This is a genomic window from Myxococcales bacterium (assembly GCA_016699535.1).
In the GTDB taxonomy this organism is placed as follows: Bacteria; Myxococcota_A; Polyangia; order Polyangiales.
On the sequence record CP064980.1, the window covers coordinates 3,346,759 to 3,359,215 of the forward strand.

A 12,457-nucleotide genomic window follows, 5' to 3' on the forward strand; every position below is an offset into this window, starting at 1 on the left:
GCCACAAAGCCGATGCAAGGATTCACAACGCACAAATACAACGCTCCCTTTTAGAGGCAATTGGCAAAAATTCAAGCGGCCAAGTAATTTTGAATAATTACCCCAATTTCAGGTCTGCACGAGAAGCAAAGCAGAAGCCTTTGAGTGGCTTGGCGTAGAGAAAACAACCGCAGAAAAGCACGGGTGGCTTTGCGTCACGGTATGGGCGAAGGTATCACGGGCAGTCCGAACAAGGCACCCCCGCCAGAAAATCCTACAACCCCATCCGAGTTAAACACCGGCAGGGCTGCTGCTGAAGCCCGAAAGGTTTCCAAAGGCTGCGCGGTAGCAGAGCTAGCTTCTGTCATCATGGTTACGGGTTGCGCGCCGGTGATGCCAAAGCCCACGTTGATCAAGAGAACGGCTCTATTCCCAGGAATCCCATCGGCTCCCACAACCACGGCGCCGGGCGTTGAACACGCAATAGCAACAAAGGCTCCTGAGGGTACGCCTTCAGCCACTTGAGCGACGGCCGGGTTGAACATAGCCTGTCGCGCGAGCATTGCCACGTTGCCGTACCATAGTTGAGTCACAAGCTCCGAAGTAAACAGCGCGCCATTGACTTGAGTAATAATCCCGTGGAGCGCCAAAATGGTGGCTTTGCATTGATCGATACGAGGTTTTTCAAGCTCTAGATCAATATCCGCGCTGGTATGGATGGACAAGCTTTGCTTGAGGTCAAGCGGAGTAAGGTAGTCCTCCACATCGTAGTCTCCGTATCCTCCCTGACCTGGCATACTGGTTTGACCTAGTCGTGCATCATCGAGACTTATTTCGGACGTTGCCATTATAGCTTGCAGGCTATCGGTGACATAATTCCAGAACTCTTGCAGGACGACTAAGGGAGCATGACGCAAAGCCTGATCAATAGCATACAGCTGTTTGATCGTGGTCCAATTCTCTGCTGCAAGGCCACTGTCAACATATCGGTCTAGGCCATATAGCAGCAATCCAGCCCCGACAACCACACCGACCACTGGCCAGCCAAAAGTAAAGCCGACCGCTGCCGTTAGACTAATGGCTTCAGCCGAAGCATCTTCCGCTGCAAGATCAGCTTCTTCATTGTGCGCGCTGCAATTGGACAATAGTAAGCCAAGGCAAAGAAACAATACAATGCCTGTACAGGTATGACGTTGTTGGAAATAAGGATTCATCATGATAGTCATTTTAATAAGCAATTTCTGTGCCATGTTCTTGGATAACAATACAATCTTTTCGAACGGATATTGAGATAAAGACAGGCTTCTATCTAAGAGAAAAGCTGATCTGCTCGGGGTGTGGAATCCAAGGAGTGGATACAAAAAGCCTCAGTTCACTACAGGCCGATGCTCATTGAGCGCGCTCGAAACGTAAAAAGTCGGCAAGCACTCTGAGCTCGGATTCGCTGAGATCTTCGGCAAAGGCTGGCATCTCATTTAGCTCGCCGTAGTGGTGTTCAGGATCGGCTGTTTGCCGGTAAATCCACTGCGCTGATCCGTAAGCACTCAGGTCAGGGCCGCCAAGGCCATCGTAGTCGCCATCTCCTTCGTAACGATGACAGCCCATGCATTTGCTCTGAAACAAACGCGCACCTTCTTCAACAAGCTCTTGATTAACGGGCAAATCCGTTGGCTCTTGACCAAGAGAGAACAGGAACTCGACAATCGCGGTGAGTTTTTTTTGCCCCAGTTTTTTTTGCGAGGGCATGTCGTCGATATCTGTCTTTGCAAAAAACCGATTCGCCTGAGGTTTTTCTAGCAGGGCCATGATCCACTCCCGCGAGGCAAACGCGGTGTGATCCGGGGCTTGTCGCTCGCCCTCCCCATGAAGAATATGACACTGCTGACAGTTTCTGCGATACAGATCCTGACCTCCAATCACAGGGTCATTAGCCAGCATGAACAGCGGTCCCTCTGGAGGAACGCCCTGCTGAGCTATCGCATACGCACGCTCTGCACGCTTGGCAGCGCTGGCTTTGCTTCTTAGAAAATCAACATCGTGCAAATCATCGTAAAATGACCAGACCGTTAGTCCGGCTATGAATAGTCCTGCGCCGATGATCGGTAATATGAATTTCAAACGAGGCCTTAATCCCATCTTTGGTTCATGATCCAAAAATGGTAGTGCGATAAGAAACGCTGCAACCAGAACGGGAATGAGAGCCGCTGCTATGCTTTCAAAATCCGATGGTAGGATTTTAAACAACTGAAATAAAAAACGAAAATACCACTCAGGCCGCGGCGGATACACAACACTTGGATCGGCAGGCGCATCGAGAGGAGCGCCATGCCCCTTGAACGTAAAATAGATAATCGCGCCCACGGTGATAACACTTGCGATTTGATTTCGAACAAGCTGAAAGGGATAGTAGGGTTGCGAGTGCTTGGCTGGATTTGTTCGATACGGATAGCGTCGAAGTGGTCCATGTCGCTGAAACAGCAAAAGATGCATCACGACCAGCAACACAATGAACGCGGGCAAAATAGCAACATGAAGTGCAAAGAAGCGGCTCAACATGAGCTGCCCGTACTGATCGCCGCCCAACAAAAGTGATTTGAGCGCGCGACCCACAAACGGCAGACCTCCAATGACACTCGTCGTTACTTTGGAAGCCCAATAAGCTTTTTGATCCCACGGCAAAAGGTAGCCACTTAGCGCCATCCCCAGCAGCAAGGCCATCAAGGCAAGACCAAACCACCAGCTTAGTTCACGTGGAGCTTTATAGGCGCCATAGGTTGCTGTTTGAACAAAATGCAGTCCAAGCACAATCATCACTGCAGAGGCTCCATAGTGATGCACACCGCGCACAAACCAACCCAAAGTCATTTGGCTTTGGATATACATCACGCTCGGCCAAGCAGATTGCACGCCGGGTACAAACACCAGCATAAGCAACACGCCGGAAAACAACTGAATCACAAGCAGCAAAACAAGAACACGTCCGAAGACGCGCGACCAACTGGCTCCCCCGGGTCGCTCGTGATGCAAATAACGATCAAGGAGTTGTTGATACCCCGTACGGGCTTGCAGCCATTGGCGAAACTCCATCATGATTCCAATTCTATTTTCTTTGAAGTCTGTAGCTCAAAACGCTTAAATTGAACTTCGATGGAATTGCCCTTCACCCGGGTTTTTAGCTCATCAAGCGCACGAGGAGACGGTCCAGCAAGGGCTTTTCCATCAAGAGCAAAGGCACTTTTATGGCATGGACACGCAAACTCTCTTTTATTTTTTGCCAGAGCGATTTTGCATCCAAGGTGCGGGCACTCGGCACTTAGAGCCCTTAGCTCTCCCTTTCTAGAACGGCTTAGCCACACCGTGCCCAGTGTCTGCTTTTCATTTTTAATCCAAGCGTCACGCGCATCACCTATCACCGCAAACGATATGGGCGTCTCCCCCAAGTGTTCAAGCTTCGCGATAGGGACCCAACGATCTTTAGTCTTGTTCCGCCGAAACCAAGGGTCAACAAGATAGCCGATCCACGGAACAGCAAAAACCGCACTCAAAAGGGTAGCTGTGCCGTAGGTCACTGTTTTTAAGAGTTGGCGACGTGTTTGACGCTTTCTTTCTTCCATCTATACTCCTCTAGCCAAATCACGCTTTTTTGAGTTACATTTTACGGTGTTAGATTGAACTACTTATGTCAATTGGCAAAGGCCGTTATTTTGGAGTTGATAGGCAGAGGAGCTGACCATGTTTTCAAAAAACTATTACCTTTGGTTTTTCTTATCCTTGGGTCTGACAGCAATTGTCAAAATAGTGCAAACGACGATGCTTCAGAAGCAGAGCTTAGTTCAGGCGATGAGGCATCGGAAGCTAACGCAGATACCGAAGTCACTGCATCTGGGCAGAACGATCCGGGTTTAATCGATCCGCGTGCCAATGCGATCGAGCAAGAGCTTAGCTCTTTGACAAAAGCGAATTGGAAAAAGCTTCTGAAATCTGGTGAGCGCCGCTACGATCGTGCATGCGGTTCATGCCACCCTGGTGGTCAAGACGACCTCGGACCAAGTTTGATTGGCATTCGTTGGTCGATTTCGGATATGTATCGGCAAATTCGCAAAGGCTCAGGGAAAATGCAGCCGATTTCGGAAAAGCGACTGCCCGAAAAGGACATGGCGGCCGTGATGGTCTATCTGTCGACCCTCAACATCGTCAAAGACCTTTCAGCTCCCTAAAGCAGCTTTTTAGCATAAAACAGCTGTGAAAACTGCCGTAATCTAGGCTATAAGCGGCTAGTGGGGCATCCGGTATCTGGCTCAAATTCATTCCGTTTGAACTGCCATAGTCGAGCGGACGCTGGCGTCGCGCGAGCTCGTTTGAAAACGGACGCTAGCGTCGCGCGAGCTCGCAAAAAAACGGGCGCGAAGAGCAAGCGAACTACTTTGCAAACACGTCCGGCCGAACCATCGAGCAAACAGCCAAGGTGCCGTCTATTTGTGCCACAGTTATTCTTCTTTTGTGCTGGAATCACTCTGTTTAGTGCTTGCGCCTCGGTTCCCAAGGGACGGTATGGAATCACCAATTTTGAGCTTAGTGGTGTACAGCAGATGGATGCTAAATCCCTGCAAGCCTGTTTAGCTACGCAAGAACGTTCCTCTTTTTCATTTAATTTGGGAGCGGTTCCCGAACCCGAATGCAATGTTCCGCCCTTCGACACAGATCGCGTCACCTTGTCGTTGTGGCGCTGGCCTTGGACCGACTGGCCTGTCTTTGAACGGACAATTTTTGAGCGTGACCTGGAGCGCATTGTGCGTTGGTACCGAGCACGTGGTTTTTACAGAGCCCGCATCTTGAATAGCGAAGTTCTTCCCAACTCAGCGTTGGACTCTGACCGAACACTGCTCATGGAAGGGCAAAAGCTACGCCTAGGTGAAGAGGAAAGTGAAAAACACGCTACGGTAAAAGTCCAAGTATACGAAGGCGAACCGGTTATTGTTCGATCCTTGGAGCTTAACGAAGATACCGAATTGGAGATTGATCTTCGCCGCAGATTACACAAGCAAATAGGCCGTATGATCGGGCAGCGCTTTGATGAAGCAGAGTACGACTTGAACAAAAAACATTGCTTCGAATCCTACAAGACGCTTCCTATGCCCATGCTGAAATTGAGGGCAGCGTTAAAATCGATACGCGCAAATTAACGGCTACCGTTAAGGTAGTTATCTACCCTGGCCCAGCATGTCGTTTTGGAAAGGTTGATGTGGTTGTAGACGACCGCTACGACCTTCCAAAATCAACTATTTTGGGCGCTGCGAAAATTCATAAACGTTCAGCCTTTAGCCTCACTGCGCTCGAAGAAGCACGACGAGAAGTCTACGCACTCGGTGCTTTTTCATCTGTTGAAATCGAGCCTGAGCTGAACGAAAAAAATGCAATTATCGATGTCCATATCCACGTCACGCCCGGACGGTTGTTTCGATACGGTCTAGGTGTTGGAATGCTTTCCGGAATTGCCCAACTTAGCAGTGTTCAAGAGCAGCAAGATGTTTTGCAGTGGGACCTGCACGTGTTGGGCTTTGTCGAGTTTCGAAATCTTCTTGGTGGCTTACGTAGACTACGCATCGAAGAGCGTCCGCGTTTGATTTTTACGAGAAACTTTCCACAGGCATCCGATGGAGACCCCGTCTTGGGTAACTTGGTCACCGTCGAATTCCAGCAACCTGGCTTCGTTGAAACACGCACTACTTTGACGTCGGGTGCACGCTGGGATTTTGGACCGCAGCCCTATGGCGAGGACTATTCTCGTCACAATCTGGATGCATGGGTCGGGCCACAACGCTATTTTGCAAAAGGGCACCTTTTTGCTTCGACTCGAATTCACGGCAACGTTTTCTTTCCGACACATATCGGGGCCAGTGTCGAGGATCCCCCGAAAAAGTATGAAGTGCTTTTCTTTGAACAATACGCCCGGCTCGACCTTCGCGACCGGCCACGACAACCCCATAAGGGCTCATTCTTCGCACTCGGGCTTCATGAAGCCATCCCGCCCGGATCATGGACCTACTTGCGATTTACGCCTGATGCGCGTGTCTATTTGCCATTGCCGTTAGGCTTTACTCTTGCTGGACGTTTTGCGATGGGCATCATGGAGATTCTCGAGAGCTCGTTTAATCCGGCGACAGATCCCCGTCTTGCCACGCTCGGTCCAGGTGTTTGCAGATGCAGGAGATGTCTCGCAATCCAAGCAATTTCGTTTTGACCATCCTCAAACAACTTTAGGACTTGGATTTCGCTACCACACCATTATCGGCCCCATTCGTTTTGATGCAGGTTGGCGAGTTCCTGGCGCACAGGTTATCGGAAAGGATGAACGCGATCCAGAACGAGCAGGGAAACCGTCCGATGCAAGCCTACTCTTTTTTGGTTTTCCAGGCGCGCTGCACCTAACGATAGGAGAATCGTTTTGAAAGCACGACGGGCAGGCATGCGCGCTCTTATCGCGTCTCTTATCGCTGCACGTGTTACGATTGCAACCTTTTTTATCGTGCTCGTTTCAGTAAGCGTAAGCGCCTGGTACCATATTCAGCTTCCTCAAGGTCGTCACTTGGTTGCAAATTTGGTTCATGATCTTGTCAACGGAGAAATCAAAGGTCAGCTCCAGATTTCAGAAATCGTTTCGATCAGCCCAACAAAGGTCGTGACCAAAAACGTATATCTTTACGATGCCGAAGGACGTCGAGTTGCTTTCGGAAAAACGGTTACCATCACACCAGATTTTCGAGCAGCATTCCGAGGCACACTTCGTTTCGCTCACGCGCGCCTCAATGGAGGACGCGTCAACCTCTACCCATCCGAGAGTGGATTGCCTACCTTAATCACTGCCTTTGAAGCGCGAGACCCTACGCCAGGAATAGGACCACCCATCCACGCTGTTGTTGACGACATACAAATTGAAAAGGTTGCAGTGCGAGGTGAGGTTCTTGGACTCAAGGGCCTGTTGGCTAAAGACTTCAAAGCAAACTGGCGTCTTGAGTTCAATCGAAAAATTCAGGTCACCGTTTTCAGTGCGCAGGGCCAATTGCTCGAACCCTTTCCTTTCAAGCTCGCACTTCAAGATTTACGAGGACTGATTGAAACCGATTTAGCGAGAGGGATTAGTTTGGCTGCACGTCTCAAGAATGGAACGGAGCACTATACTGTCGCGTTACGCTATTTTAAAGATCCTAAGAAAGCAGATGAGCCCACGCTTGATGTACACGTTAACACAGCAAGCGTGTCGGCTCGAACAATTCAGGGACTGGGTTTTGAATGGGCGAAGATCCTTAATTTTAACGCGGCAGGGATTTTCGTCTTTTGGCCCGCCTGACAAACTTCAAATGGAAGCAAAAGCCACCACCGAAGGAGGCATTGTAAACATTGAAGGCTCCCTTGCTTCAGGACAAAACGCCGTCGTGACCTTCAAGACATCACAACTTAGGCTTAGCAAAGTTCTTGCTGAAGCACCTGACATAGCCGTCTCGGGTTCCGCAACCGTCACCGCAAGCCAGCCGCACCCAAAGCTTGATATTGATGTCCAAGCTTTTGAATACAAAGGAATCACTTTCCCCGCTTTCACTATGCAGGGACGAATTCTTGCGAATCGAATACAAATCGATGCAATGCTTTCTAGGCATCTTGCTGGATCCATCAAAGGTCAAGGAGATGCGTTTTTCAATGGACGTATCCGGCTCGAGTTGGAAGCTAACCTCAAGAACATTGGACGTGATCCCAACGTACCATCCGAGATTCAAGCAGATGCAAAAGCAAAGGTTGCAATCGATACCCTGGGTTCGTCATCAAGTAGCCTTGAAGTAAGGGGCTCGATTGCACTTTCCGCAGTCCACTACAGAAGCATTAAAGCAGAGACACTGGTATTTGATGGCCTGTATCGTGGTGCACTAAGACAGCCTTATGTAAAAACACGACTCTCAGGCAAAGGTGTTCGCGTCGGGAACTACGTCCTTGGGGATACGGAGTTAACCATCGCTGGAGGCCCTTACACCTATGCTGTCGAAGGACGTGCAGGCACACCTGAGCAACGCAGAGCAGAGTTCGCTGCCACGATTCAAGCCAGCACGGACGGCTATCTCCTGCACGCCAAGCAGGTAGTTGTTTCAGCTGCCGGCGGTACATGGCGTGGCTTTGTTGAGGGTCTTACCTTTCATCCCGGACAAGACCTAGTAGTCGAACGCATCGTTCTGGCGAACGGTACCCAACGCCTGCAAGTCAGTGGGCAATACCGCTTTGATGGCACCGAAGAGATTGAAGCACAATGCAGGATTTTGATATCGCAGGCCTACGTGCCATCTTGGCAACAGGTGTCGAACCTTTTGCCGGTCGAGCGGACTTGCATCTAAGTCTTCGAGGACATCTGAGTTCACCTGAACTGTTGATCGAAGGCGCATTACGTGAAGGTAACTTCCTTTCCTTGGAGCCCGTCACTGCTGTTTATGTGTTGAACTATAGCGATGGTGTACTCGAATTCGATGCCCAAGCAGAAATCGAAGAACGTGCTGTTTTATCAATCAATGGCAGCAGCCATCTTCAACTCGATGTCGAACACCCGATTGAGGCTATTCGTCAGGGACAACATCACTTTTTGGCAAGCATCGACAATCTTTCGCTTGATGTCATTTCGCGTGCGACCAAGAAGCCACTTGAGAATCTTTCCGCTTCGGTTTTTGGAGATCTCGAGTTCAATGGTTTTTTTCACGAGTTTAGTCTCGACGGAACCTTACGTTTGTCGGAGTTCGTCTTTCGTGATTCGTCACCTGTCGATATCCAAACGCGTTTTAATTTCGGAGGCCAAACGCTGCTTCTTTCGCTAAGCACCTTACATGAGCAGCGTAAGCTTTTTGATGCAGAAGGAGCTTTTCAGCTACCACCGAACACCATCCCTGAGGCAAGCTCTGCGTTTGCAGCAAAGGTACTTGACCAGCCGTGGCAACTCTCCTTTGCCTTTCCACCGCGTCGCCTCGACAGGCTCCCTTCTCCCCTTTCTGAGTATCTAAATTTCCCGGCTGTGATTCAAGGAAAGGCTAATTTTTCAGGGGGTCAACAGACGACCACCGGATCGGTCGACCTTAGCACCACTTGGTTCGGATCATCGAAGGCAGGTGGTCTTTCAAAATCACGTCCACGCATGCGGATTCGTGGCGATACAAACAACGACCAAACACATCTTAGTTTCGACGGTTTTGTCGGCACCGATCGAACCTTTAAAGCCGAAGCCTCTGCGAAAACTCCTTTGCATCAATGGATTCGTGCAGAACTGCCTTTCAGCATTCCGGGAACACGTTTTAGTGGGCATCTATGGCGCATGCCCATGGAAGATATCCCTCTTATGCCAAACTACATTAAGGGCCCCGCTGACATCGCTTGGAATGCAAAAGCTTTGTTCACCGAAAAACCGTCCTGGACGATTGAACTTAGGTCTTCAGCGCTTCGCTTTTTTGAAACAAGCCCTATCGTACTCACCCTTGAAGCAAAAACCACTCCGGAAGGGGTATCCGTCGAAGCCACCACAGAAGACCTTTTCAAAGGTAAAGGTACTGTTACAGGACACCTGCCGCTCAAGTGGCTAGCCCAGCCACCCTTTGCAAGCTTTGATTCTGACGCTCCTTTTTCATTGCATGCAAAATTCAAAAAGGCACGCCTGCAACCGATTCTCACCTCGATTCCCAGTGTAACGAACGCCGATGCGATAGCGACCGGACAAGTCGATTTAGCGGGTTCGATAAATGATATTCGTATTACGGGAAGTATGGATGTCTCCAATGGCTATCTGCAGCTAGTCGGACTCGGTCAGCAGCTACAAAACATTCAAGGACAAATTATTTTCAGAGAGAAATGGGCAGAACTAAAAAACATACGAGCTACGGACGGCCAAGGGAGTTCACGTATCTTGGGTGGTATCGGTTTCGAAGGTCTTCGTCCTACAAAAATCAAACTTAGTCTAAATTCGTCACGCTTTCCGGTTCGACGAGAAGGAGCAGTTTTAGCTCGCCTTACTGGTTCAGCCAATATGACAGCCACAACGACACCGGAACGTCTGGATGCAGCCATGGTCGTACACAACTTATCGGTAGCCTTACCCGATGAAAACAACTCGGGGGTTCAGGAGTTGAGTCCCCACCCCGACCTTACAGTAGACGGCGGAAAGACTGCTACTGAAGAAGGGGATTCAACACCCTTCATCGTCCATATGCAATCGATGCGTCGCAACCCTTTTGGGTGCGACGTTCGGATTTTTCCGCGCAGGTCGCTTCAAAACTTGATGTGACGTACAAAGATCCCTACTTGTATATTGAAGGCTATGCCGATCTACGAAGAGGTTTTTTCGACCTGTTTGGAAAGCGCTTTGAGCTCTCTAGAGGAACCATGAATTTTGATGGCTCAAGCGAACTCAACCCGGAATTGAATCTTCAAGCCACACACGAAGTTGCATCATCCGGTGGAACTCTTGTCACGATTTCAGTCGGCGGTCGGCTACGTGCTCCAAAAGTTGATTTTACCTCCAATCACCCAGACTGCCGGGAACAAAGCCAAGTCATCGATTTGTTGATTAGTGGTCGCTGCGCTTCGGGTCAGAACCAAAGTGGTTTTGGCGTTGCCGCTGCTGAGCAGCAAGCAGCATCCTTTTTGGCAGGTCTGACCGCCGGTATTCTTACCTTGGGTGCACGACGAGAATTTGGAGAATTGGTGCCGGTCATCTCAATCGAGACGGGACAAAGTGGCTTCAGTAGCACAAGGGCTCGACTCGGTTTTCAAGCAGACACAATTATCCCACCATTTATGAAGTCTGTAGTTCGCGGGGCGTACATTGAAGGGGCTTTTCCTCTGTCCTCCGCACAAGACAGCCCTCAAATACAGCAACAGCAACTTCAGCAACAGGGTGCAGGTACACGCTTTTTGTTAGAACTTCAGTTTCCTTATGACTTTGTGGGCACCACCCGCTACTGGCCGCCCAGCACTTTCGGGTTGGATCTTACTTGGGAGCCCTAGAGATGTGTGCCCCTGTGTTGATTCGATTCTCGCCTTACCGACGGTCATGATACAGCGCTCCGCCTCAGAATTCCCGGGCACTCGACTTCTTGGCGCACGACGTGTAGATAGCCTGCATGCAGCGTAAACTCTTCGGAACCGACGGCATTCGCGGTCTGGCAAACCAAGGAATTATGAGCCCTGAGACGGCCTTCCGGGTTGGAGCCGCGGTCAGCTACCAAGCACGAAAACGGGGTATTCGATCTCCTCGTGTCGTTATCGGCAAAGACACTCGCCTGTCTGGCTATCTATTTGAAACCTCCCTCGCAGCAGGAGTCTGTACCTTTGGAGGGCGCGTCCTACTCTCCGGTCCTCTTCCGACCCCAGCCATTGCTCATATCACTACAAGCATGCGTGCAAGTGCTGGAATTGTTATCAGTGCATCACATAATCCATTTGAGGATAACGGAATCAAAATATTTGGCCCCGACGGATACAAACTACCGGATGAGGTTGAACTTGAAATTGAAAGCCTTATTTTGGGAAACGAACTCGATAGCCGACGACCCATCGGCAAATCCATTGGTAGAGCAGACCGCCTAGACGACGCTTGGGGACGCTATGTAGCTTTTGTCAAATCACGTTTTCCTCAACATCTACAACTCGATGGCGTACGCATTGTAGTCGATGCAGCACACGGCGCGGCCTATCGAGCTGCACCCTGTGTATTTGCCGAGCTTGGAGCCGAGGTATTTCCCATTGGCATAAAACCAAATGGGAAAAACATCAATTCACGTTGCGGCGCACTGCATCCCGAGCACTGTGCGCGTGAGGTAAAGAAGCGGCATGCTCATCTTGGTATCGCTCTTGACGGAGATGCCGATCGCGTCATCTTCATCGACGAAAAAGGAAACACCATCGATGGCGACGTCATCATGGCGCTTTGTGCGACTCGCATGATTCGAGCAAAAACTTTAAAAAAGAAGACCCTTGTCGCAACCGTCATGTCTAACCTTGGTCTTGAACGATCACTTCAACGCGAGAATGGGAAGCTTATTCGTTGTCCGGTCGGTGACCGCTATGTGGTCGAAACATTGCGCCGCGGAGGATACAACTTTGGAGGCGAGCAATCTGGACATCTTGTTTTTCTAGATCACGTCACCACTGGAGATGGCCTTGTAGCAGCACTCCAACTTCTATCTATTATACTACAAGAAAACCGCCCGCTTTCTGAATTGGCAAACGAAGTGATGCAGCCCGTTCCACAGGTGCTAGTGAATGCTACTTTCAAGACACGCAAAGCCCTTGAAAACCTTAAAAAGACGAGCAAGCAAATCCGTTTGATTGAAGCAAAGTTAGGAAAAGAAGGCCGCGTCCTGGTTCGATGGAGTGGGACAGAAGCAAAGCTACGGGTGATGATCGAAGGACCCGATCATAAGCTTATCTCTACTCTAGCAAAAGAATGATTAATACT

Annotated in this window: 12 protein-coding genes; 9 read left to right on the forward strand and 3 right to left on the reverse strand. The window is 49.9% G+C overall.

Going from position 1 to position 12,457, the window contains the following annotated elements; genetic code table 11:
• Nucleotides 1-194 precede the first annotated feature (194 nt).
• From IPJ88_15785 to IPJ88_15795, 3 genes are all read right to left on the reverse strand, one after another.
• Nucleotides 195-1,229: a hypothetical protein gene (locus tag IPJ88_15785; GenBank protein QQR89635.1), complete on the reverse strand. Its 1,035-nt coding sequence runs from the start codon at nucleotides 1,227-1,229 to the stop codon at nucleotides 195-197.
• A gap of 139 nt (nucleotides 1,230-1,368) precedes the next feature.
• Nucleotides 1,369-3,069 carry a cytochrome b N-terminal domain-containing protein gene (locus IPJ88_15790; protein ID QQR89636.1) on the reverse strand — a complete coding sequence of 567 codons (1,701 nt, stop codon included), beginning with the start codon at nucleotides 3,067-3,069 and terminating at the stop codon, nucleotides 1,369-1,371.
• Nucleotides 3,066-3,593, reverse strand: coding sequence for a Rieske (2Fe-2S) protein (locus IPJ88_15795; protein QQR89637.1), 528 nt, complete (start codon nucleotides 3,591-3,593; stop codon nucleotides 3,066-3,068). The genes IPJ88_15790 and IPJ88_15795 overlap by 4 nt, the downstream gene beginning before the upstream one ends.
• Nucleotides 3,594-3,665: 72 nt before the next feature.
• Between IPJ88_15795 and IPJ88_15800 the strand changes: the two genes are divergently transcribed.
• The 9 genes from IPJ88_15800 to IPJ88_15840 all read left to right on the forward strand — a co-directional run bounded on the left by IPJ88_15800 (nucleotide 3,666) and on the right by IPJ88_15840 (nucleotide 12,449).
• A complete protein-coding gene (locus tag IPJ88_15800; GenBank protein QQR89638.1) occupies nucleotides 3,666-4,196 on the forward strand; it encodes a cytochrome c in 531 nt (176 codons plus the stop codon).
• Between the two features lie 261 nt (nucleotides 4,197-4,457).
• Nucleotides 4,458-5,162 (forward strand): hypothetical protein, encoded by a 705-nt coding sequence (locus IPJ88_15805; GenBank protein QQR89639.1) that lies wholly within the window; start codon nucleotides 4,458-4,460, stop codon nucleotides 5,160-5,162.
• Nucleotides 5,084-6,220 (forward strand): hypothetical protein, encoded by a 1,137-nt coding sequence (locus tag IPJ88_15810; GenBank protein ID QQR89640.1) that lies wholly within the window; start codon nucleotides 5,084-5,086, stop codon nucleotides 6,218-6,220. The genes IPJ88_15805 and IPJ88_15810 overlap by 79 nt, the downstream gene beginning before the upstream one ends.
• Entirely contained in the window at nucleotides 6,171-6,428 is a 258-nt protein-coding gene (locus IPJ88_15815) for a hypothetical protein (GenBank protein QQR89641.1), read from the forward strand. The genes IPJ88_15810 and IPJ88_15815 overlap by 50 nt, the downstream gene beginning before the upstream one ends.
• Complete coding sequence (locus IPJ88_15820; GenBank protein ID QQR89642.1) at nucleotides 6,425-7,327, forward strand: hypothetical protein; 903 nt, start codon at nucleotides 6,425-6,427, stop codon at nucleotides 7,325-7,327. Before IPJ88_15815 ends, IPJ88_15820 begins: the two co-directional genes overlap by 4 nt.
• Nucleotides 7,328-7,337: 10 nt before the next feature.
• Nucleotides 7,338-8,357, forward strand: a complete 1,020-nt coding sequence (locus tag IPJ88_15825; GenBank protein QQR89643.1) for a hypothetical protein — start codon at nucleotides 7,338-7,340, stop codon at nucleotides 8,355-8,357.
• Nucleotides 8,273-10,282, forward strand: a complete 2,010-nt coding sequence (locus tag IPJ88_15830; protein QQR89644.1) for a hypothetical protein — start codon at nucleotides 8,273-8,275, stop codon at nucleotides 10,280-10,282. The genes IPJ88_15825 and IPJ88_15830 overlap by 85 nt, the downstream gene beginning before the upstream one ends.
• Nucleotides 10,234-11,004, forward strand: a complete 771-nt coding sequence (locus tag IPJ88_15835; GenBank protein ID QQR89645.1) for a translocation/assembly module TamB domain-containing protein — start codon at nucleotides 10,234-10,236, stop codon at nucleotides 11,002-11,004. Before IPJ88_15830 ends, IPJ88_15835 begins: the two co-directional genes overlap by 49 nt.
• A 116-nt stretch (nucleotides 11,005-11,120) precedes the next feature.
• Complete coding sequence (locus IPJ88_15840) at nucleotides 11,121-12,449, forward strand: phosphoglucosamine mutase (GenBank protein QQR89646.1); 1,329 nt, start codon at nucleotides 11,121-11,123, stop codon at nucleotides 12,447-12,449.
• Nucleotides 12,450-12,457 lie beyond the last annotated feature (8 nt).